This window comes from Lacimicrobium alkaliphilum, from assembly GCF_002591895.1.
GTDB lineage: Bacteria > Pseudomonadota > Gammaproteobacteria > Enterobacterales > Alteromonadaceae > Lacimicrobium > Lacimicrobium alkaliphilum.
In genome coordinates this window covers 1-21,527 of record NZ_NISX01000019.1, presented here as the reverse complement: position 1 = coordinate 21,527, position 21,527 = coordinate 1, and the positions used below count along the sequence as shown (strand labels likewise).

The 21,527-nt window shown below is 47.2% G+C and carries 20 protein-coding genes; 15 read left to right on the top strand and 5 right to left on the bottom strand.

What is annotated here, in order from left to right; genetic code table 11:
* The first annotated feature begins 6 nt into the window (after positions 1-6).
* Complete coding sequence (gene gmd / locus CDA54_RS15975; RefSeq protein ID WP_099036043.1) at positions 7-1,107, top strand: GDP-mannose 4,6-dehydratase; 1,101 nt, start codon at positions 7-9, stop codon at positions 1,105-1,107.
* Positions 1,097-2,071, top strand: a complete 975-nt coding sequence (locus CDA54_RS15970; protein WP_099036042.1) for a GDP-L-fucose synthase family protein — start codon at positions 1,097-1,099, stop codon at positions 2,069-2,071. Before gmd ends, CDA54_RS15970 begins: the two co-directional genes overlap by 11 nt.
* 79 nt (positions 2,072-2,150) lie before the next feature.
* On the opposite strand, the gene CDA54_RS15965 is transcribed toward CDA54_RS15970, so the two are convergent.
* Positions 2,151-2,876: a PEP-CTERM sorting domain-containing protein gene (locus CDA54_RS15965; RefSeq protein ID WP_099036041.1), complete on the bottom strand. Its 726-nt coding sequence runs from the start codon at positions 2,874-2,876 to the stop codon at positions 2,151-2,153.
* Between the two features lie 323 nt (positions 2,877-3,199).
* On the opposite strand from CDA54_RS15965, the gene CDA54_RS15960 reads away from it, so the two are divergent.
* The 7 genes from CDA54_RS15960 to CDA54_RS15930 all read left to right on the top strand — a co-directional run bounded on the left by CDA54_RS15960 (position 3,200) and on the right by CDA54_RS15930 (position 10,514).
* Complete coding sequence (locus CDA54_RS15960) at positions 3,200-3,607, top strand: hypothetical protein (protein WP_099036040.1); 408 nt, start codon at positions 3,200-3,202, stop codon at positions 3,605-3,607.
* A gap of 136 nt (positions 3,608-3,743) precedes the next feature.
* Positions 3,744-5,141, top strand: coding sequence for an undecaprenyl-phosphate glucose phosphotransferase (locus tag CDA54_RS15955; protein ID WP_099036039.1), 1,398 nt, complete (start codon positions 3,744-3,746; stop codon positions 5,139-5,141).
* Between the two features lie 13 nt (positions 5,142-5,154).
* Positions 5,155-6,354: an outer membrane beta-barrel protein gene (locus CDA54_RS15950; RefSeq protein ID WP_180237250.1), complete on the top strand. Its 1,200-nt coding sequence runs from the start codon at positions 5,155-5,157 to the stop codon at positions 6,352-6,354.
* Between the two features lie 8 nt (positions 6,355-6,362).
* On the top strand, positions 6,363-6,884 hold the full coding sequence (locus CDA54_RS15945) for a polysaccharide biosynthesis/export family protein (RefSeq protein ID WP_099036037.1): 522 nt from the start codon (positions 6,363-6,365) through the stop codon (positions 6,882-6,884).
* Positions 6,884-9,088 (top strand): GumC family protein, encoded by a 2,205-nt coding sequence (locus CDA54_RS15940; protein ID WP_099036036.1) that lies wholly within the window; start codon positions 6,884-6,886, stop codon positions 9,086-9,088. The genes CDA54_RS15945 and CDA54_RS15940 overlap by 1 nt, the downstream gene beginning before the upstream one ends.
* On the top strand, positions 9,085-9,810 hold the full coding sequence (locus CDA54_RS15935) for a tyrosine-protein phosphatase (RefSeq protein WP_099036035.1): 726 nt from the start codon (positions 9,085-9,087) through the stop codon (positions 9,808-9,810). The genes CDA54_RS15940 and CDA54_RS15935 overlap by 4 nt, the downstream gene beginning before the upstream one ends.
* Entirely contained in the window at positions 9,789-10,514 is a 726-nt protein-coding gene (locus CDA54_RS15930) for a hypothetical protein (protein ID WP_099036034.1), read from the top strand. The genes CDA54_RS15935 and CDA54_RS15930 overlap by 22 nt, the downstream gene beginning before the upstream one ends.
* Here the strand turns inward: CDA54_RS15930 and CDA54_RS15925 are convergent.
* The 4 genes from CDA54_RS15925 to CDA54_RS15910 all read right to left on the bottom strand — a co-directional run bounded on the left by CDA54_RS15925 (position 10,477) and on the right by CDA54_RS15910 (position 15,074).
* Entirely contained in the window at positions 10,477-11,808 is a 1,332-nt protein-coding gene (locus tag CDA54_RS15925; RefSeq protein WP_099036033.1) for an O-antigen ligase family protein, read from the bottom strand. The two genes, CDA54_RS15930 and CDA54_RS15925, sit on opposite strands and share 38 nt — an antisense overlap.
* A gap of 62 nt (positions 11,809-11,870) precedes the next feature.
* Positions 11,871-12,335: a hypothetical protein gene (locus CDA54_RS15920; RefSeq protein ID WP_099036032.1), complete on the bottom strand. Its 465-nt coding sequence runs from the start codon at positions 12,333-12,335 to the stop codon at positions 11,871-11,873.
* Positions 12,332-14,404 (bottom strand): bifunctional diguanylate cyclase/phosphodiesterase, encoded by a 2,073-nt coding sequence (locus CDA54_RS15915; RefSeq protein WP_099036031.1) that lies wholly within the window; start codon positions 14,402-14,404, stop codon positions 12,332-12,334. Before CDA54_RS15915 ends, CDA54_RS15920 begins: the two co-directional genes overlap by 4 nt.
* 16 nt (positions 14,405-14,420) lie before the next feature.
* Positions 14,421-15,074: a transglutaminase-like cysteine peptidase gene (locus CDA54_RS15910; RefSeq protein ID WP_229748195.1), complete on the bottom strand. Its 654-nt coding sequence runs from the start codon at positions 15,072-15,074 to the stop codon at positions 14,421-14,423.
* Positions 15,075-15,483: 409 nt separating this feature from the next.
* Between CDA54_RS15910 and galU the strand changes: the two genes are divergently transcribed.
* From galU to CDA54_RS15880, 6 genes are all read left to right on the top strand, one after another.
* Complete coding sequence (galU, locus tag CDA54_RS15905) at positions 15,484-16,491, top strand: UTP--glucose-1-phosphate uridylyltransferase GalU (RefSeq protein WP_099036030.1); 1,008 nt, start codon at positions 15,484-15,486, stop codon at positions 16,489-16,491.
* Positions 16,492-16,691: 200 nt separating this feature from the next.
* On the top strand, positions 16,692-17,408 hold the full coding sequence (locus CDA54_RS15900; protein WP_099036029.1) for a WecB/TagA/CpsF family glycosyltransferase: 717 nt from the start codon (positions 16,692-16,694) through the stop codon (positions 17,406-17,408).
* Positions 17,409-17,424: 16 nt separating this feature from the next.
* Positions 17,425-18,669 carry a polysaccharide biosynthesis protein gene (locus tag CDA54_RS15895; RefSeq protein ID WP_099036028.1) on the top strand — a complete coding sequence of 415 codons (1,245 nt, stop codon included), beginning with the start codon at positions 17,425-17,427 and terminating at the stop codon, positions 18,667-18,669.
* Positions 18,662-19,600, top strand: coding sequence for a glycosyltransferase family 2 protein (locus CDA54_RS15890; protein WP_099036027.1), 939 nt, complete (start codon positions 18,662-18,664; stop codon positions 19,598-19,600). The genes CDA54_RS15895 and CDA54_RS15890 overlap by 8 nt, the downstream gene beginning before the upstream one ends.
* 22 nt (positions 19,601-19,622) lie before the next feature.
* Positions 19,623-20,876 carry an O-antigen ligase family protein gene (locus tag CDA54_RS15885; RefSeq protein ID WP_099036026.1) on the top strand — a complete coding sequence of 418 codons (1,254 nt, stop codon included), beginning with the start codon at positions 19,623-19,625 and terminating at the stop codon, positions 20,874-20,876.
* 1 nt (position 20,877) lies between these two features.
* Positions 20,878-21,527: glycosyltransferase family A protein (locus CDA54_RS15880; RefSeq protein WP_143452317.1), on the top strand; the 650-nt coding region annotated here is incomplete at its 3' end.

The window sequence follows — 21,527 nt, the reverse complement described above, 5'->3', positions numbered from 1 at the left end:
AGATCAATGAGCAAAAAAGTTGCATTTATCACCGGTATCACCGGTCAGGATGGTTCTTATCTGGCAGAGCAGCTGTTGGATAAGGACTATGTCGTACATGGGATGAAGCGAAGAGCCTCGTCCCTGAATACCAGCCGGATAGACCATATCTATCAGGATCCCCATGATCCTCAGGCCCGGTTGTTGCTGCATTACGGTGATATGACCGACAGCAGCCAGCTGGCCAGGCTGATCGACCAGATTCAACCCGATGAAATCTATAATCTGGCGGCCCAGAGCCATGTGGCTGTGTCCTTTGAAACCCCCGAATATACGGCGAATGTGGATGGATTAGGCACCCTGAGGCTGCTCGAAGCGTTGCGACAAACGGGGATCGACAAGCAATGCCGTTTTTTTCAGGCCTCTACCTCAGAGCTTTTCGGCCAGGTAAAGCAAACACCGCAGAACGAGCATACCCCGTTCTATCCCCGTTCCCCCTACGCCGCTGCCAAACTTTATGCTTACTGGGCGACGGTTAATTATCGGGAAGCATACGGCTTGTACGCTTGCAATGGGATCCTGTTCAATCATGAGTCACCACGCCGTGGTGAAACCTTTGTGACCCGCAAAATTACCCGCGCCCTGGCGGCAATCAGTCAGGGACTCGAGGATTGCCTGTTTCTCGGCAACCTGGAAGCGAAACGAGACTGGGGGCATGCCAGGGATTATATGCATGCGGCATATCAAATCCTTCAACAGGAACAGGCTGATGATTATGTCATTGCTACCGGAGAGCAGCATTCGGTAAGAGATTTCCTGGTAAAATGCGCTGGCTGTATAGGTTTGCAACTTAGCTTCAGTGGTCAGGGGGAAAAAGAGATCGCGGTGGTTGAATCGGCCGATAGCCGTCTGGCACCTGCGGTTCGCCCTGGCCAGGTGATCATGCGCATTGACCCTAAATATTTCAGGCCGGCGGAAGTCGACACACTGCTAGGCGATGCGGCAAAGGCAATAGAGCAGCTTGGCTGGCAGCCAGAGTGTCACTTTGACAGCTTGTGTCAGGAAATGATGGATTCAGACATGCATCAGGCTCAAAAGCAGGCACTGTTACAACAACATGGATACTAAACGGATTTTTGTGGCAGGCCACCAGGGGCTGGTGGGTCGTGCGTTGGTGCGGCAACTGCAATCCGGTAATGATGAGTTGATCCTGAAGGAGCGCGATGAGTTAGATCTCACAGATCAGCATGCTGTCAGTGATTTTTTCGCGTCGGAGGGTATCGATCAGGTTTATCTGGCCGCGGCGAAGGTCGGTGGCATACTGGCTAACAGCCAGTATCCGGCTGACTTTATTTATCAGAACCTGCAAATCGCCTGTAACGTCATCCACGCCAGCCACCTGGCCGGGGTACCGCAACTGCTGTTTTTAGGTTCCAGTTGCATCTATCCCAGAGATGCCACCCAGCCAATAACAGAAGAAGCCTTACTCACCGGGAAGCTGGAATCGACAAATGCTCCCTATGCGATTGCTAAAATTGCCGGTATTAAATTGTGTGAGAGTTATCATATTCAGTATGGGCGGGATTATCGTAGTGTGATGCCGACCAATCTGTACGGCCCCTTTGATAATTTCCACCCCCAGCATAGTCATGTGATACCGGGGTTGATACAGCGTTTTGAACAGGCGAAAAGGCAACGAGCCCCACAGGTTACAATCTGGGGAAGTGGCCGGCCGCAACGTGAGTTCCTGTACGTGGATGATATGGGTGATGCCTGTATTCATCTGATGCAATTAGCTGAGGCAGATTTTTGGGCATCGGCTGATGCTAATATCTCTCATATTAATATTGGTAGTGGTGAGGAAATCAGTATTGCGGCGTTAGCGGAGCTTTTGGCCGAGGTGACGGCGTATCAGGGGGAAATCACCTTTGACACTACCAAGCCGGATGGTACACCGAGGAAACGTCTGGACAACAGCCGCTTATTCGCTACTGGCTGGCGGCCTGAAACCAATCTAAAAAAGGGGCTGGAGCAAACTTACCAGTGGTATCTGGCGCAGAATGATAAAAAAGACTATCCGAATTCAGAATAATTTACGCAGCAGGTAAAAAAAATAAAAAAACGCCGACATTTGCCGGCGTTTTTCTGTAAAGAATACTGACGTTTATTAATCAGGCTCTACGGCGCAGTGCACCCATTCCCAATAAGCCCAGGGCAATGATCCCCAGACTGGCAGGCTCTGGCACATCAACAGCTGTTACAGAGACGGCATCCAGAAAACCACCTTTACCATTGCTGTCTGGGTTAGTTTTTCCATCAAAAGTCCACGATGTATCACCAAATGCTTTAAAGCCAAGGGTCATGTCCTCTGATGAAGCAACCAGTGTGGTGGTAATCATTGTCCAGTTAAGCAGATTATCGACTGTATAATCTATTGACAGTATGCTGTTGTCGAACAAGGTAGCAACCGCGTCGCTCCAGAACACTTCAATACCGTTGTCATCTGCCAGGTCGGTTCTGGAAGCGTAAGCGAAACTTAACTCATACTCAGCACCAACCGTCAGTCCACTCAGGGTCTGGTAAATTGAAGAGTTGCTATCTGTCGGGGCATCATAGTCAAAGTGGGTATCCAGCTCTACATAGGTGTTACCATCAAAGGCATTCATATTTCCCTGCAGACCGCTTTGCTGTAGCTCCACACCAGCAGCGCCTGCTGTCCAGCCATTTAAGCCGTCGTAAACGGCCCAGCTGTTGTTTCCAGTGGAATCTGCGAATAGTTCTGTATAGCCACTAGCGTCTTCCTCAAAGCTGCTATTGGTCAGCAATGACGCCTGAGTAGCTGTCGCTGTAAGGCCTATGGCCGCAACCAGTGTCTTAAGCAAGTTTAATTTCCCCACCGATAATCTCCTTATTTTTGAACAAAATCTGTATATGATGAAAAGAGGTAAAAGCAAAAACCGTTCCAAATCTATAAGTCGTTGATTTAAAATGAGTATAATGTTTGCTGATATATTTCGCTGTAAAATATTTTGACAAACACGGTGCTTATCCCAAAATTGCTTCTAATGCCAATAAAATATATTATTACAGCCCTTCCGGAGACGCGGAAACATATTTTGTAAGTGTACAAGCTAAACCTAGAAGCCTTGATTTACAAGTGTTAATGGAGTGTTAATTGTAGTTGTGAGGCACAAATGGACTTTTTACAGGTTTAATCAATATGAAATATTATAAGTCTATGCTCGACGGCTTTGCGCAGATCTCCTTTTTATGGTGTTTCAGCCTGGTATTGTCAAAGCATGTTCCGGGTTGGCAAATCTGGTGCAAATGGTTTGAGCTCTGGCTTGGTTCAGATAAAAACCTGCATATTCTGGTAGGTTTGCTACTACCGCTGAGTCTTGGGCGGTTGCTGTCTCTACGAAGCAAGCCAATGTTATTGCAGTTTACTTTTTTTCTGGCAATGCTTGGCTGCTTTCTGATCGATGAGTACTCACAGCTCTGGTTTACTCATCGTGAATTCAGCACCGAAGATCTCTTTGCTTCTGCGCTGGGTTGGGGAGTTGCCTGTTTGCTCTGGTTTGGCCGCTCGCTGATGAGCTTTGCGGGCCACTCATTAAGGTGGAACTGATAAGGTTGCTCTGGCAACGTTTTTGAAATGCGGATAACCCGGAGTTATCCAGATTAGTGTTTTTACAGGTTAGATTCTCCCACATTGATACAGGCCAGTGGGTATAGCTGCACTCAAAGGATTACAGGACAGGACAATGGATTCTCAGGCGCGATTCAAATTCGATTCTTCCACACATTTTGTCTACCGATTTATTGATTTTGCCATTCTGGCACTTTGCCTGCTGGCGTCCAGCTATCTCTACGGTGTGTCTTTTAATCGCGACTATCTGTTTCTGTTTCTGTCTTTGACACTCATCTATGCCTATCTGGCAGAGTCCGTTCAATTGTATCGTTCCTGGCGGGTAGGGCGCTTTTCCCGCATGTTGGTGCTGTTGATACTGGTACATGGCGCCAGCTTTTTGTTCATCATCTCCATGCTGTTTGTATTAAAAGAGGGAGCAAGCTTTTCCCGGGTAGTGGTACTGGGCTGGTACGGTGCCAGTCTGCTGGCGCTGATAAGCTGGCGTGTCTCTGCAAAGCATATTAAGGCCTGGCGCCGCCGCCGCGGCCTGAGCATGCAAAAGGTGGCTATCATCGGTCTGACTGATTCAGGCTTAGAGTTGCTCGAGCAGATGCAACAGCACATCGAGTTAGGCTTCGAATGCATCGGTTTTTATGACGACCGAGCGCCATCACGCCTGAATCCGAACAACCAGTCTTTGCTCAAAGGCTCTATAGAAGAAGGCGTGGCGCTGGCACAACAGGGGAAGATCAGCAAGCTGTATATTTGTTTGCCGATGCTGGCAGAGCGACGCATCGCCGACATCATCCAACGATTAGGTGATACCACAGTGGATGTGCTGTTGGTGCCGGATTTTGTGCTGAAAAATCTGATGCATGCCCGAATTGGCAGTGTCGGCGATACCGACACGCTGAGTGTGTTTGAATCACCGGTATTTGGCATCAAGGATTTCTATAAGCGTACCTTCGATTTGCTGTTCAGTATCAGTGTGCTGCTTCTGATTGCGCCTCTGCTGCTTATTATCGCGATTGCTATCAAGCTGGATTCCCGCGGCCCGGCATTATTCAAACAACACCGGTATGGTCTCGATGGCAAGGCAATTAACGTGTATAAGTTTCGCAGTATGCGGGTTCAGGAAAATGGCGCCAGGGTGGTTCAGGCTACGAAAGATGATCCTCGTATCACCCGTCTGGGCGGCTTTTTAAGACGCACCTCTCTGGATGAATTACCTCAGTTTTTCAATGTATTACTCGGCGATATGTCGGTCGTTGGACCCCGGCCCCATGCTGCGGCGCATAATGAAGAATATCGTAAGCAAGTGGCTTACTATATGCTTCGCCACAAAGTGCGCCCGGGAATAACCGGCTGGGCTCAGGTAAATGGCTGGAGAGGAGAAACAGATACCCTCGAAAAAATGGAAATGCGGGTAAAGTACGACCTCGAATATATTCGGCATTGGTCATTGTGGTTTGATATTCGAATTGTCTTTTTGACGTTATTTAAAGGATTTACAGGAAAAAATGTTTATTAGGGGAAAGAAAAAAATGACAAATAAAGTGACATCATCAATCTGTCTGGCGACGCTGATGCTGGGTAGTATGCCGGTAATGGCGCAGGAGCAATCCGGGTATGTTATCCAGACCGAGAGTGGGTTTGATCTGATTCCGGGCGTGGATGTTACGTTAAAGCATGATGATAATATCGCCAATACACAGTTCAACGAGCAGAGTAGTAGCATCCTGGTGGTAACTCCTACGTTGGCGGCAACCCTGCTGGACGGAGTGAACGAATACAATCTTCAGACTGCTGTCAGCGGTGGGCGCTATTTTTCCAGCAGCATCGATGACTATTTCGATGCTTATGCCAGTGGTCAGGCAAAGATGGAATTTACCGACCAGCACCGACTGCAGCTTGATGCAGAATATCTGGACAGTCATGATCAAAGGGGTACCGGCGTCTTTGATGCCAGCGGGCAAACCCAGCCTGAGCCTACCGAATACCGTGTTATTGACCTGAGTGGCTTTTATGAATTTGGTGCTCGCAGCACGCCGGCCAGAATACGTCTGGGCGCCGGATTTATGCAAAAGGACTACCAGAATCTTAAAAGTATCACGCAGTTCCGGGAGTTTAATAAAACCAGCGCAACGGCCGCCTTTTATTATGACACCGGCGCCTTTACCAGTCTGGTGGCACAATTCCAGCGTGACGATATACGTTATGATTTAGTCGATATCGATCGTGGATCACGGGATAACCTCGACGCCCGTTATATGGTAGGTATGGACTGGCAGGCAACGGCACTGACCAGTGGCGAATTGCGTATTGGTTATCAGGATAAGACCTTTGATAATCCGTTACGTGAAGACTTTAGCGGATTGTCCTGGGAGGCAGCAATAAACTGGCAGCCTCTGAGTTATTCCACCGTCACTCTTGATACCGGCCGACGTGCACGAGATCCTGATCTGCGAGGTGATGTCATTAAAGAGAGCAGTTATGGCCTGGGCTGGGAGCATGACTGGAGCAGCGATATGCAATCCAACTTACTGGTGGGCTATGTTCGCTCCGATTATCAGGGTGTTGATCAGCTGGATAAGTACTGGCGCTACGAGGCGAATATGTCTTATCGGATCAACTATTTGTGGAAGCTTGAAGGGGGTGTTGAATTCTCTGACCGTTCCTCTAATGTGGATATCTTTAACTTCGACAAACGTGTAATTTATCTGAGTGTAGGCCTCAACCTGTAGGGATTAGCATGCGATTTATCTTTCTGGCAGCAATGTTGCTCTGGTCTGTCACGCTCTGCGCTCAGCAAAGCGCAGAGAATTACAGACTCGGGCCTGGCGATGAGATTGAGATCAAGGTTTATGGTGAAGAAGAGCTGAATCTGACCACCCAACTGACCGACAGCGGGATTGTGAATTATCCTTTTCTGGGAGAGCTGAATTTTAAAGGGCTTACCATCAAGGAAGTAGAAGCACAGATCCACGATGGGCTCAAAGGTGATTACCTGATTGACCCTAATGTGTATGTAGGAATCAGCGCTTATCGGCCGTTTTACATCCATGGTGAAGTCAAAAAGCCTGGCGCTTATCCTTACCAGCCAGGGATGACGGTGAATCAGGCGATAGCGCTGGCCGGGGGCCTGACTGAGCGAGCTTCCAGAGAAAAGATCTCACTATCCAGAGAAGGCAGCAAGACTGTTGTCGAAACCGGTAGCCTTAACAGCCGCGTCAAAGCCGGAGATACCGTTACCATACAGCAGAGGTTCTTCTGATGATGCAGTCCTCAACCATTACCGAACAGAATCAACAGGACAAAGAGCAGGTTATTGATCTGCGCAAAACGCTGCAGGTTATTCTCAGGGCAAAGTGGCGTATTCTGCTGTTGGCCTTTATGGTCACCCTGTTAACCCTGGTCGTGGTCTTTTCGATGTCGAAAGTCTACCGTGCCACGGCAACCCTATTGATCGAGGCGCAGCAGGCCCAGGCGATCAAAATTGAGGAGGTCTATGGTTTTAACTCCATGCAACAGGAGTATTACCTGACCCAGTTTGAGATCATCAAATCAAGAGCGGTCGCAGAGCGGGTATTTGATCAGTTTAATATTCTCGAACATCCTGAATTTCAGGGTAAATCCTCCCTGATTAATCAGGGCATCAAGCTGGTTAAAAGTCAGTTGCCCTTTTTGCCAGAAGAACCGAGCCTGAATCCGGAAGCGGCAGCCCAACGAAAACGTACTAAGACTTTATCCCGCTTTATTGAACGTATTGCGGTAAACCCCATGCGCCGCACGCAGTTGGTGCAAGTAAGTTTTGAATCCGAAGATCCGCAACTGGCAAAGGATGTGGCCAACGCATTGGGACAAGCCTACATAGAAAGCCAGATGGATGCCAAACTGGGTATCACCCAAAAGGCTAACACCTGGCTGGGCGGGCGTCTTGACGAATTGCGCCAGCGCCTGGAAGACTCAGAGCAGCGACTTCGCTTGTTCAGAGAGCAGAATAACCTCGTTGACGTAGCTGGCGTTACGGCACTGGATGCAAAAGAATTAGAGCAGTTGTCTACTGATATCACCGATGCCCGTTCCCGCAAAGCCAGGACCGAAGCCTTATGGCAACTTCTGGAGCGCTATAAGAACAATTACCAACGTTTGCAGAGCTTACCTGAGGTGACCTCGCACCCTTCGATACAGAATGTCCGAAGGGAAATGGTGATTGTTGAGCGTAAAGTGTCGGAGCTGGCACAGGTTTACGGGCCAAAACATCCGAAGATGATTTCAGCAAGAGCAGAGCTGGCAACGGTAGAGGAAAATCTGCGCCGCCAGATCCAGGAGCTGATCTCGGGCCTGGAGAAAGAAATGGAGTCGGCCACTCAGAACCTGGTCGCACTGGAGCAACAACTGCAGCAGGCGCGCACTGAGTTCTCTGGTCTGAGCACGGTTGAAAGTCAATATCAGCGCTTACAGCGGGAAGTGGAAACCAATCGCAGTTTATATGAGAGCTTCCTCGGTCGCCAGAAAGAGACCGAAGTGGCTGGAGACTTTAACTCACCTGTGGCCAGGTTTACTGATTTTGCGGTGCTGCCTACGGATCCGGTTAAGCCAAAACGTAAACTCATTGTAGCGCTGGCTTTCGTCGCCAGTATCGGTCTGGGCATGGTCATGGCGCTGGTATTTGATGCCCTTAATGACACCGTCAAAACCCTTAAAGACGTTGAAACTCTGCTCAGCCACCGGGCACTGGGCTATATTCCGCGTTTGAGAAAGCGTTTAAGTGAGAAGGAGAAAACTTTCGCCTTCTTTGATGATAAACACAAACTCTACAGCGAAGCGGTGCGCAGTATCCGTACCAGTTTGTCATTGATGGCGCTGGATAAACCCCTCAAGCTGATCGAAGTGACTTCCTCTGTTCCCTCTGAGGGTAAGTCTACTACGTCACTGAACATTGCTTTTGCGTTCTCCAGCCTCGAAAAAGTATTGTTGATTGACGCCGATATGCGCAAGCCTACTATTGCCAAACGATTGGAAATGGCCCCTTATCAGGCTGGACTGGCTGATTTCATCAGCGGTACCGAGGCGCTTGAGGATTGTATCGTCAAGCAGGTTTCCGGTATTGACGTGATGCCGGCGGGCGCCATTCCGCTTAATCCTCTGGAATTGCTCTCAAGCAGTAAGATCGATAGCCTGCTTGAGACCCTGTCAGCGGAATATGACAAGATTATTATCGATACGCCGCCCGTACAGGCAGTCAGCGATGCGCTGGTGTTGTCCACCAAAGTCGATGCGGTGGTCATGGTAGCAAAAGCCGACGATACCCGAAGCCCGGTGATCAAACACGCGCTGGCCAAGTTACATCAGGCCCACGCACGGGTATTCGGTGTTGTGGTCAACCAGCTGCAGTCGGAAAAGCAGGCCAGCTATTATGGTGGCACCGCTGAATATGGTTATTATAAAACCTACGGATCAGACAGCAAAGCATGATTGATTTGCATGCCCATCTTATCCCCGGTATTGACGACGGCGCCATGGACGCAGACGAGTCTGTGGCGCTGTTGAAAATGGCGGAGCAGCAGGGCGTGTCACGCATTGTTTGTACCCCTCACTGGCAGCCGGGACGTTTTGATAACGATCGGGTTCGGATCACCTCCGGGCTCGGCTATCTGCAGTCAGCAAGCCAGCAGGCGGGGCTCAGCATTGAGTTACGCGCTGCCTGTGAGGTACGGGTCTGTGCTGAGCTACTACCGGCGCTGGAAAAACAGGAGTTGTTATTTCTTGGTGCGCTGGATAGTGACCAGGTGATACTGCTCGAGTTCCCCCACAGCCATATTCCGCCGGGCTCCGACCGGCTGATGAAATGGCTGCGAAAGCAATCGATCATCCCCATGATTGCCCATCCGGAACGCAATCGCGAGCTGCAAAAGCAGCCCGCGATGATACGTCCCCTGCAGCAGGCGGGCTGTATGTTTCAGCTCACGGCTGCCGCCCTGCTCGGTGATATGGGAGAGACGGCTCAGGCGCTTTCAGAAAAGTGGTTACAGGAAGATCTGTTCGACATTGTCGCCTCTGATACCCATTCAGTAAAACGCCGTCCGCCGAGAATGCAGGAAGCGTTTAACCGAGTCAGCCAGTTGCGCTCAGAACAGATAGCAGAGAGACTGATGGTGACCACGCCGGGGCAGATATGTCACTGCCTGTTTCATTAAAACATACTCTTGGCCGCTGGTTGGCCGCGTTGCTGCTGGCCGTAATGGTCTGGCAGTTGCCGTACTTGTACGGTTCAGCTCAGGCGAATATTCAGTACTATGTGGCTTATCAGGCGTTACAGGAATGGGAGCAGGGCCAGCAGCCCACAGAGCCTGAATATCTGCGGGCGAAGCAGGCGATTATGGCGACCACCAAAACAGTACCTGATGCAGCTCATTACCTGCTGACCCGGGTGAAAGTGCTGGAGTGGGGGGCACACTGGCAATTTGAAGCGCTGGACTGGCCAGAACTTGAAGGCCTGTATAAGCAGGCCATAACGCTGCGTCCCACCTGGCCTGTGGCTTATGCCGATTATGGCTTTGGCCAGGCCTTCTACGGCCAGGATCTGAGTGCGGCGCTGGCAACCTTAAGAACAGCAGAGCAATACGGGCCTTATTTGCCTGAAGTGCTGCGCCAACAGCTCGCAGTGGGTCTGGCTAACTGGCCACTACTGAGTCTTTCAGATAAGGCCTGGGTGCTTAAAATCAGTGGCAGGGCGGCGGGATCCCACTGGCCGGCTTATGGCGCACTGCGCGACCTGACCCGGCAATATCAACGCCAATCCATTGTCTGCCCCTATTTGCTGAATAAAACCCCGGCCATCGAGCCCGGTCGGCTGGCGCACATCAAACGGAATCTCTGCGCGGAGCAGGCAGGCTCCTGACCAGATACGCCAGGCAAATAATGGTCACAAACAACAAGCTGTTGGCGGGGGCCTGTAAGCTGAAGTCCACCGTGCTGTGTAACCCCATATGCAGCAATGCAACGCAGCAGCCAAAAGCGACCCCCTGGTATAACCGGGTTCGGCGCTGGTTCATTACCCACAAGCAGTGCCACAGTGCGACAAGCGCCCATAAACCAAGTAGTGCAGTTACCGGCCAGCCTAATTCAATCGCAAATTGCAGATAATCATTGTGGGCGTGATCATAGAAGCCGCTGTAGGGCCCCTGCTGATAGCCCGGAAAAATCGTATAAAAACTTCCCCCGCCCGTGCCCGTCAGGCCATGCTGTTGCAGAATAGGCAGGCTATGCAGTACCACCTCATCCCGGGCTTCGCTGGCAAAACTGGTTTCCTGCATGCGTTGTTTAACTTTTTCGACGCCGAACATGGAGCCGATCAACAGAATATCTAATACAAATATGCTCAATACCAGCCACTTCAGAAAAGGTGGTGGATTGCGGTAGATAAATAATGCCAGCAAGGCCACTGCTGCCAGCGCAGCGAAGAAACCTGCATTACCCATCCGTGAACGGCTGAGCACCAGTGCCACAACCATCAGAATGATCGCCAGGCGCAATAGCAGCTTTTTACTCAACACCAGCTCCGCCAGCTGATGTAGCCACTGTCGCCAGGGCCGGGATTTTGTACTTAACTCGCTCAGCATCCAGCCAACAGCAAGGCTCAGGCACAGCGCCAGATAGTTAGCAAAGTGATTCTGGTAGACGAAACTGCCTCTGGCTTTCTCTTCTTCAGGTATGCCAAATATCGGAGACAACTCTGCGCCACTTAAATGTAGCAGGCTGCCGTAAACGGCCTGAATACCACCTGATAGCAGGATACAGCCTAAGATCAGCCTGAGCTGGCGATGGCGCTGACAATGGCATAGCAACAGGTAGGCAAACAGTAATAAAAACAGCGTCTTTTTGAGCATGATGCCGGTCTGATAGGCATCGACAGTGGTAATGACGTCAGAGAGTCCGGACAGCTGTAACATAAGATACAGGGCGATCAGGGCGGGACCGGCGAGCAATAACCAATGCCGTTTATTGGGCCAGACTGAGCGGCCAGTTCGCAGCACTGACAGACAATGCACTATTGCTGCTATTGCGATCAGGCCATGCAATAACTCCCACGCCCACGGACGATTGCCGCCAAGGGGGATAGGAGCCCAGATAAGGATAAGACCCAGCAGCCACAGCACGGGGCTGGAACGATGAGAATCTGAATAGTGGTTCATAATAGCTACTGCCGGACACGAAAAAAGGGCCGGGGGGCCCTTTTTTTCAATAAGCTGTCAGCTTAGTTCTCAGATGCGGTGCCACCACCGCCACCGGTACCGGCTCCAAGACCAAGTGCACCGGGTGAGGGCGCCGCACCGCCGGCAGCTAAAGCAGCCGTTGCAGTATCACCGAGTGCTGCAGTAACCTGAGTCGGGTCGATTCCTGCGCCAACGGCACTGGCCAGGATGCTGTCAGAGTCCATCCCGGCACTGGAGAGTGAACTCAGCAGTTCAGACAATTGTGTCTGGTCACCGCCAAACTGACCCAGCAGTGACGTTAATGTTTGTTCTGCCTGGGCAGGATTAGAGCTAATCAGGCTATCGGGCAGCAATTGCTGGCGAACATAGGCAACAAAACTGCCGGTCTGACCGCTGGCGTTATATGCTTCTTGCAATGCAGCAAGATCAAAATCAGTTTGTTGAGCCTGCACCGAGGATACGCTTAGCAAGCCTGCGGCAATAATGGATAAGTACTTGAATTTCATTGTGGTCCCTCATCTGTTGAACGGAAGTTACTGGCCAATTCTAAACCAACCCTGGGGTCGCTGTACATTAAATTTTTATAACACTGACTGATACTTAGTGGTTGTGCAACGCCTTTTCCCTGAAGGCCGTCCAGGTGCATGTGCAGACATCGCCCGCCAATCTCTGCCGATTCAACGTGTGAGGCCAATACCTGAATGCCGACACCGTGGCAGATTTGGGTCAGACTTCTGACGAACAGCTGATTAGCTGGTTGATAAATATCACGTATAAATCCACCATCAATCTTCACATAGTCTATGGGCAGGTTACTGATGGTTTTAAATGCACTCAGGTGCGCACCAAAATGCTCAATGCAAATCTTGATGTTCAGTTTGTGCAGCTTATGCAGAAATGTACCCAGATGCGGACTCGGGCTTACCAATGCACTTTCTTTTATTTCCAGAACCAGCGGCGGCAACCTGTCTTTGAGTAGCCCGAGCAGGGCTAACAGCCATTGCTGATGTTCTTCTGTTAATACCAGGGCATCGGTGAGGTTTATGCCTACAGGGTACTGTGGATATTCAGTGAGTTGCGAGAAAAGATAACACAACACTGATTTTTCAAGGGCGGCAGTGCATTGCAGGCGCTCAGCCATGGCAAAGGTAGCTGCAGTGGACAATGGCTGCTGTTGCCAGTTGAACCGCACCAGACTCTCTGAATAAAGCACCTGCCCATCACCGGATAAAACGGGCTGCAGTTTTATTTCGTAATGCTGCTGCAGCTCCCGGGTCAGGGCATCAAAATCTGATAACCGGGTAATCTGTTTATCAGTACTGCTGCCCACAGTGAACTGACTCAGCAATTGTTGCCACTGTTGGCGGGAATGCCCCTGATCCACCTGCTGCGGTGCCAGTTCTCTGTCATTCTGGGTCAGATACAGGGTATCCAGACGCGTAAGCACATCATGGAACCTTTCCTGGCCTTTAACTTTTGTGCCAAACATATGCGCAAAGGCCTTAGGGTAACCCCGGCCCGCCTGTGCATTAAAGGCGTCTTTCATTTTCTGTTGTAACAGCTGCATACTGTTCTCGTCGAGCCGGCACATCAGCGCCAGATCAGAGCCGGAAAGCCGATACAGGCTACATTGCGGGTAACCGGCCAGTTGTTGTTGCATTAACGCAACGCATTTAAGCAGGTAGTTGTCTCCGGCCTGATATCCGGCCTGCTCATTCAACGGCTGCAGAGAAGACAGATGGATAAGCGCCAGATAGAGTGAGTCGCCATGCTCCCGGGCCTCGGTTTTCTGAGTCTCAAACTGCAATTGCAGGGCCTGACGATTAGCCAGCCCGGTAAGCGGATCCCGGTATAACTGTTCAGACAGCGTTTCTGCATACCCTGCCTGTTCATTGAAGGTGCGCTCTGTGTTGCCCACCATCTGGTTGAAAGCCCGGGTCAGGGTGCGTAACTCCAGTGTGAAAGGCAGCGCCGGTAGCTGCTTATATTCCTTGCGCATCACTGCCTGCGCCTGGTTGCGTAATGCCGACAAAGGCCGCAACACTGCTCTGAGAATCAGGTAGGTCACCAACCCGGTTGCTACCAGCAGCCACAGGCCCTGTAGCAGCAGGCTTACCGCGCTTTGCCACAATACATCATAGGCGTAGCCCACATGAGACTGTACCGACAATACACCACCCGGAACCCAGCCATTGGCTACTTCGCTTTGCATCACCGGTGCCTGCAATGGAAATAAGTCTCTGAACCATTTGGGCGCGTCGGATTGCCAGCCCTCGTGCTGACGGCTGAAACGCACTACATCATTTGTATCGGTAAAGCTGATTTGTTGATAATAGCCAGAGTCAAATATCGCATTGGTCATGGTTTCGGCCAGCACCAGCTCGCTTTCACCAAGGTGTGGAGAAATGGCCAGGCCCAGATTGTGAGCAGCATCCTGAGCGTGAGAGGTAAGCTGTTTAGCCTGATACTCCCTGAAACTATCAATATTTACATATAGTGCCCCGGTATAACTCAGTGTCAGCACCAGTAACAGCAAGCCATACAGCTGTGCTTTTAGTGACAAACCAATACGCATAAGACCTCCATCGTTCTCATTCCCCTTGCTCTATTCGTTCCAGCAGTTGTGTCCAGTTGGAAACCCCCGCACTGTTTTTTACCTTTTTGCCTGCGCCCTGAGCGCGGGACAGCCATAGGCCCTGGCCGTTAAATGAATATACCGGTCTCAGATCCGTGCGTTTGTCAGCTGGCAGGATACGGTCAGTCAGATTATCCAATACCAGCGGCATGGCGTTAGGCCCGGAAAAATAGATCAGCACCATATGCGGCTCGTTGACACTGGTGGCGCGCACGTACATTAAGCGCAGCTGCGCTTCTTCAACACCCAGTGCCCGTAATGTGGTGTACTTAAGAATGGCATAATCCTCGCAGTCCCCTGCGCCGGTTGCGAGGCTCTCTATGGGCGTGGCCCAGTAATCATGCTGCCCCCAGTGCCGGATATCGGTCACGTGGCGCACACGACGATTGGCGAACAGATTGACCCCGTGGAGTTGGTCATCAATGTTGCGCTGCTGATAATCTTCGATAAGCTCCTGCCATGCCTTTACCGGACGCTCAGCCCGCTTTCCGTAGCGAGCGGTTAATTGCTGGTAAAACGCCTCATCAAAGGTAAAGTGCTCCTTGATCGCCCGGGCAAAAGGGCTCAGCAGCATCAGTATCAGCGCGCTGACAATGGCAAATTGCCACATATAATTTTCAGCCCCGCCTCTCATCGCTAAACCAGCCCAGCCCGTTACAGAAACACAACAGCACCCAGCATACCCCAAAGCCTCGCCAGGGTTAATATCAAAAACAACAGCAGCAACAACAACCGGTCATGTCCGAATGCAGTAATCGGGCATCCAGCGCCCTACAAAACCGTTAAAACTGGGCTTTTCAGGCAAGCCAGGCATCAAACCGTAATTTTCTGTCAAAAAGATGGCGTCACAAAGCCGTCATCTATAGCGAATAGACTTTAAAAAATGATACTATCGAAATATGCAATATGCCCCTGCAATAGGCGAAAGTGTTGCGAAAATGTTAAATCGGACTTAACTGAAAACCAGATAATTCAGCCCCGCAGGTTGTCCGGTACGATGCTAAAGGAAAGCACAAAAAATGAAAACTTCTTACATAAATCCAGAATCTAATGCCGTAACCAAAGCCGTTATTCCGGTTGCCGGCTTGGGCACCCGTATGCTGCCCGCCACCAAAGCTATTCCCAAGGAAATGCTGACTATTGTTGACAAGCCCATGATTCAATATGTGGTGCAGGAAGCGGTAGCGGCCGGGATTAAAGAAATTGTGCTGGTGACGCATTCATCCAAAAACAGCATCGAAAACCACTTTGATACAAGTTTTGAGCTTGAGGCCACACTGGAAAAGCGGGTTAAACGCCAGCTGCTGGAAGATGTGCGTAATATCGTGCCGAAAAATGTCACCATTATCTCGGTGCGCCAGCCGCAGGCACTGGGCCTGGGCCATGCTATTTTGTGTGCGCGCCCGGTGATTGGTGAACAGCCGTTTGCGGTCATTCTGCCGGATGTGCTGGTAGATAAGCACCGCAGCAACCTCAAACAAGATAACCTGGCGGCCATGGTGAACCGCTTTAACCAAAATCGCATCAGCCAGATTATGGTAGAGCCGGTACCCCGGGAAAGGGTCAACCAATACGGTATCGTCGATATTAATGGTAGCCGTATAAGCGCCGGACAAACTGCGGCTATTCGCGATATGGTTGAAAAGCCCGAAATCGATGAGGCGCCCAGTAATCTCTCTATCACCGGTCGCTATGTGCTCTCCTCGTCAGTATGGGACTTGTTGGAGTACACGCCTCCCGGTGCCGGTGATGAAATACAACTTACCGATGCACTGCACCAGCTACTGCTGCTGGAGTCTGTAGAAGCCTATCACCTGACCGGCAAAAGCCATGACTGTGGCAATAAAATGGGGCTGTTGCAGGCTAACCTGGAATACGCGCTGCACAGTGAGCGATTCGGTACCCAGGTGCGCGATATTATGCATGGCCTGCTGGAAGAGCTTGATGGCGGTATTTTTCCTCATTTGGTGCCCGACCATAATGTCGTTGAGTTAGAGAAACAGAAAAAAGAACAAGGTAGTAAATAGAATGCGCGGAACCGTTTCTAAATATCGGCCATTTAGGCTTGGTGCAGACGGTCGTACTCGCTAAGGCGACTATCACACCTATACCGGCGTATACTCAATCGATACACCGGTGTTGCAGCCAGAACATCGTCGTCTGAATGAATGCTGCTTTTTGTGGATAGCTATCTTAGCAAAATTGGGTATTAACGAGACTAGTTTCGATGCAGACAAAAAAAAGAAATTTAAAGATCCAGAGAGATTTTACTCTCTCTATGCTAGAAAAGCCTGGAACATATTCTTTTATGAATTTTGCTTCACTAACAAGCTTTTTTGTTAATCCAAACTTTGATCGAATCCGATATTTTTGTGATGGATTTCTAATGGCTGCTCTGATAAAAATGATAACCGGTAAGGACATAAAAAGAGTTAGTTTTGATTTTACTTCTATTGCCAGTGATTTTTTTTCATATTCAGAAAGTAACGGAAAGAAAATTGCAATCATTGGAGCAAAGGAAACAGAAGTTCAAGCGTTTGTAAAAAAGATGCAGGATAAATATAAAGGAATAGAAAAAATAAAGTTTATTAGCGGATACGCCAGTCCAAAGGAAGTTGATTTCTTTGTAACTGAAATCGTAGCTGAAAATATCGATTATACGGTTGTTGGTCTAGGGGCTGGAAAACAAGAGGAATTTATTTTGAGGTTGCAATGTGAGGGGTTTTCTGGAACAGCTTTTAGCTGTGGGGGATTTATTCGACAGGAATCGTTGAGCTCTGATAATTATTATCCAAAATTTATAGATGATCTTAATTTAAGGGCTTTCTACAGGATGTATAAGGAACCGTATACTATTAAAAGATATGTATTTGATTATCCTAAAAACCTACTTGTTTTGTTGAGTAAACTCGTTACTAATAAGCTGACTTTAACGTTATTTTAATTGGCCGACATTTTATATGCAGTTTAAAGAGGGTTTGTCATTAAAAAGAGCTGTGACGGCAATTGGAGGCGCGGCGGGCATCTCTATTGCAAATCTATATGTTTCTCTGTTAATGATTGGCAACGTAAGTCAGGAAGAGTATGGTGTTTTCGCTCTCATGTTGGTTATTCAAAGTTTGGCTTGTGGTTTTTCTAATGCAATTCTAAACTCACCACTGCTAATAGTAATAACCAACAACAGGGAAAATAAGAGGGATGTCGTTTGGGGATACCAGAGACTAAATTTCCTGTTTTGCTTGGTGATGGCGTTAATGCAGCTTTTGGTATCGTACCTTCTTTTAAAAAATTTTGAGAGCGCATTTTTATTTTGCTTTCTTGCTTTTTTTGCTGTTTTTAGATGGTTTGGAAGAGCCTATTTAAATAATTGCGATGACAACTATTTGGTCGTAAGGTCTGACTTTTCGTATTTTCTTTTCTCCGTATTTGGTAGTTCAGTTTTATTGTTTATTGAGAAGTTTGAATTTAACAATGTTTTGCTGATTCTTTCCATCTCCCAATTTATTTCAATTGGATTTTTTGGTCAAAATTTTATAGCCGAAAATTTAAAAGGTATGATATCTGGTAAATTACAAAATACTGTAGAGGGGTTTCTAAAACAAGGCCGGTTTGCTTTGTTGGGAGTTTTAAGCGCTGAGGCTACCTCGAATAGTCATGCTTATATCGTTTCAGCACTATTTGGGCCTGCGGCATACGCTCCTATTGCTGCAGCAAATTTAGTGTTCAGGCCTTTGGATGTTGCATTTTCAACAATGACACAGCTAGAGAGGCCAAGGATCAGGAAGTTACTTCATCAAAATAGAAAAGATGAAGTAACTTGCTCTCTCAAAAAGATATTGCTCTATTGTTCTATTGTATGGTGTGGCATCCTTTTGGGTGCAATTTCTTGTAATTTCTTGTTTTTTGAAATGATTTATAAGGATGCTGAGTACTATGACGCACTTACATATTCGTTTGGAATATTCTTAATAATTTACATATTTAGGATGATGCGAAGTCCAATTGCTATTTATCTTCAGTCTGCCGATAACTTCAGGGTGCTAAGTAATTTGTCATTACTGGCTGGCGGTTTAACTTTAGTACTGGTTTCGCTATCTTCATTTTTTTTAGGAACAGCTTTTAGCTCTCTTTTGGGTGTGGCATTAGGAGAATTTCTACTTTTTCTAATGTTAAGGAATATTTATAGAAGGTTGAATAATGAATAAGGTAAGTCTGATCATTGGAATCCCCACATTCAAGAGGCCTAAAGGATTAGAAAGGCTCCTTAATACTATAGAAAATTTAGAGATTCCTAGTGATATTTGCGTCAGCATATTGGTGGCTGATAATGATGGAGATCAAGGGGCTGGCTTGACGATCGTTGAAAAGCTAAGTGAGAAATTTCCTTTTAGACTTTTCGGGGTGCCAGTAACTGAGAGAGGCATATCTCAGGTTCGCAATAAAATTCTACATACAGCATTCGAGCAGGAGAATGCTGACTTTCTGGCGATGCTTGATGATGATGAAACAGTTGATTCCAAATGGTTAGTTGAATTAGTCAGGATCCATTTTGACACTAAGGCTGACGTAGTTGGCGGGGCAGTTTTACCGGAATTCAGCAGTGAACCACCAAGTTGGACTTCAGGGTTACCTATATTCTGGCGTAACAGGCCTCCAAGTGGACCGGTTGATTTGATTCATGGAACAGGAGCGATATTGCTCTCACGTAGGTTTTGGGATGCCTATGCTAAGCCCACTTTTGATGTGAAGTTTGGTTTGACCGGAGGGGGAGATAAGGAATTTTTTACTAGACTAAAAGGTTTGGGTGCTACATTTGCCTATGCATCCGAAGCAATAAGCTATGAATTCTATGATTTAAGCCGTGTTACTATAGACTGGGCCAGGAAACGTGAATATAGAATTGGTTCTACAGATATTAGAATAATGAAGAAACATGGTTTGTCTTCAGTAAAGATCTTTAATGAATTAGCAAAATTTTTTGCAGCTCTTGTTTACTATCTGGTTAGATATTGTCTGTTATATGCTAATAAAAATATTCGTATTCATTCCTCTTTAAAGATATATAGGCAACTTGGAAAAGTTAATGCACTCTTTGGGACTCCCTACGAAGAGTACAGAAATATTAAAGGGTCATGAATAATAGGCGTTTTAGTGGAATATGAAGATTAATAAGAATAACCTATTTTGTTTTGTCCTTACTTTCTCCTATCTCTTTCTTACCCTTGTAGGAACGAAATTTCTGGCAGGAGAAGGTCACGTATTGGATGTGGCTCAAACCGGTGAGAGTGATCCATTAAAACAGATTCTATTCGTTTTAATACTCTTATTGGCAATTTTTGATTGTTTTGTTAGAGGAAAACTATCTTCTATAAAAAGAATTGCTGGGCCACTTTACTTTATTTTGGCATTCTTTGTTTATGCTTGTGCAAGTACTTTTTGGTCGGAAGTGCCATTTATTACTTTCAAACGAATAGTTTTGACCTCTATAGTTTTCCTGATACCACTTCTTTTAGCATTGTCATACGATAGAAATATCTTGTTTAAGAACCTTGTTACCTCTCTGACTATCATAGTTTTCTTGAGCATATTACTATCCATTTTTCATCCTGCGGCCGTACATACTCTAGATACCTTGGATGAGCAGTTAGTCGGTAACTGGAAAGGCTTGTTTACTCATAAGAACAGGGCGGGAGCAGTAGCTGCTATATTGACCGGAATTCTGTTGATCAGTTTTTGGGTTAGAAAAGATAAAAAGTATTTTGCTTTTGCTATAGTCTCATTTTTATTTCTTGTTCAAACCGTTTCGAAGACTTCTATATTTTTGTTAGTTCCCTGTTTCTTATTCGTATTTGGATTGGTGAGGTTTAGACTTATTACCAATAGGTACTATATATTGGTGGCTATATTAGTCACTTCTCCCTTACTTTATTATGGTTTAGTGAGTTTCCTTGTACTGTTGGAGTCTCCTGAATCTTTAACCGGTAGGGCGATGATTTGGCAGGTTGTGGGTAATATTATAACAGATAACCCTATTTTGGGTGTTGGCTACTCATCGGTGTATCATGTTGGAATGGGATCTATATTGTTTGATTATGCGGATAGCTGGGTCGAGTTCGTTGCTCATGGACACAATGGATACTTAGATTTAGTTCTCTACCTGGGTTTTGTAGGGTTATTTGGTTATTTGTTTTTCTTTATATATCCATATTTTAAATACTCATTGATTTTAACAAGAGAAAAACTCAGTGTTGATGATTCCATAATTGTATTATCTTCTGTTTTTGTAGGTGTATTTTTTGTTTTACATAATATGACTGAATCATCCTTTTTTGATACAACGAGGCACGGCTGGGTTTTCTTCTCTTTCTTTTTTCCAATATTGGTTGTTATGAATACATATAGAAAGGATTAATATGATTCTATGTTCAGTTGTAATTCCGACAAGGAATCGTCCTGAAGTAACTACTAGGGCGGTTAAGAGTATTATCGATCAGAAAAACTCTGAGATTTGTCAGATTATAGTAGTGGATGATAACTCTGATTTTGATTATGAAATTCCAAATCTTAGGGAACAGGATAGTTTTATTAAGCTTTCTGAGAAAAGCACTGCGGCACATGCGAGAAATGTTGGAATATGTAGTTCTCAAGGAAACATAGTGTATCTTCTTGATAGTGATGATTATTTCATTGAGAGGGATTTCCTAAAGGATCATGATGATGTTTATGGTTCTGGAAATCTGTTTTATTGTGATTTTGAATCAGGAAGGAAAAAGAGTCAGCTGCCTGGTGAAGTACGTTCTTCTGATTATTTTAATTTTATTTTCAACAAGTATGAAGGTATAGCTAATACCTCAACGCTCATTTTTTCTAAACATTTGAATGTTCGCTTTGACCCTGTTTTACCAAAACATCAGGACTGGGATTTCGTTTACTTCAATTTTATAGATAAAGGTATGTCGTTAATAAAACTGAGGGGTGAGGTTTATATAGATAGAGGGGATAAGAGATCTATATCTAGAACTCGAGACTCTAGCAGATCTAATGTATGGACAGGGCGGGATTC

What these genes read in the sequence shown, in the direction of transcription:
- gmd (WP_099036043.1), top strand. Translation starts at nt 7, where the DNA reads ATGAGCAAAAAAGTTGCATTTATCACCGGTATCACCGGTCAGGATGGT.
- CDA54_RS15970 (WP_099036042.1), top strand. Translation starts at nt 1,097, where the DNA reads ATGGATACTAAACGGATTTTTGTGGCAGGCCACCAGGGGCTGGTGGGT.
- CDA54_RS15960 (WP_099036040.1), top strand. Translation starts at nt 3,200, where the DNA reads ATGAAATATTATAAGTCTATGCTCGACGGCTTTGCGCAGATCTCCTTT.
- CDA54_RS15955 (WP_099036039.1), top strand. Translation starts at nt 3,744, where the DNA reads ATGGATTCTCAGGCGCGATTCAAATTCGATTCTTCCACACATTTTGTC.
- CDA54_RS15950 (WP_180237250.1), top strand. Translation starts at nt 5,155, where the DNA reads ATGACAAATAAAGTGACATCATCAATCTGTCTGGCGACGCTGATGCTG.
- CDA54_RS15945 (WP_099036037.1), top strand. Translation starts at nt 6,363, where the DNA reads ATGCGATTTATCTTTCTGGCAGCAATGTTGCTCTGGTCTGTCACGCTC.
- CDA54_RS15940 (WP_099036036.1), top strand. Translation starts at nt 6,884, where the DNA reads ATGATGCAGTCCTCAACCATTACCGAACAGAATCAACAGGACAAAGAG.
- CDA54_RS15935 (WP_099036035.1), top strand. Translation starts at nt 9,085, where the DNA reads ATGATTGATTTGCATGCCCATCTTATCCCCGGTATTGACGACGGCGCC.
- CDA54_RS15930 (WP_099036034.1), top strand. Translation starts at nt 9,789, where the DNA reads ATGTCACTGCCTGTTTCATTAAAACATACTCTTGGCCGCTGGTTGGCC.
- CDA54_RS15925 (WP_099036033.1), bottom strand. Translation starts at nt 11,808, where the DNA reads ATGAACCACTATTCAGATTCTCATCGTTCCAGCCCCGTGCTGTGGCTG.
- CDA54_RS15920 (WP_099036032.1), bottom strand. Translation starts at nt 12,335, where the DNA reads ATGAAATTCAAGTACTTATCCATTATTGCCGCAGGCTTGCTAAGCGTA.
- CDA54_RS15915 (WP_099036031.1), bottom strand. Translation starts at nt 14,404, where the DNA reads ATGCGTATTGGTTTGTCACTAAAAGCACAGCTGTATGGCTTGCTGTTA.
- CDA54_RS15910 (WP_229748195.1), bottom strand. Translation starts at nt 15,074, where the DNA reads ATGTGGCAATTTGCCATTGTCAGCGCGCTGATACTGATGCTGCTGAGC.
- galU (WP_099036030.1), top strand. Translation starts at nt 15,484, where the DNA reads ATGAAAACTTCTTACATAAATCCAGAATCTAATGCCGTAACCAAAGCC.
- CDA54_RS15900 (WP_099036029.1), top strand. Translation starts at nt 16,692, where the DNA reads ATGCAGACAAAAAAAAGAAATTTAAAGATCCAGAGAGATTTTACTCTC.
- CDA54_RS15895 (WP_099036028.1), top strand. Translation starts at nt 17,425, where the DNA reads ATGCAGTTTAAAGAGGGTTTGTCATTAAAAAGAGCTGTGACGGCAATT.
- CDA54_RS15890 (WP_099036027.1), top strand. Translation starts at nt 18,662, where the DNA reads ATGAATAAGGTAAGTCTGATCATTGGAATCCCCACATTCAAGAGGCCT.
- CDA54_RS15885 (WP_099036026.1), top strand. Translation starts at nt 19,623, where the DNA reads ATGAAGATTAATAAGAATAACCTATTTTGTTTTGTCCTTACTTTCTCC.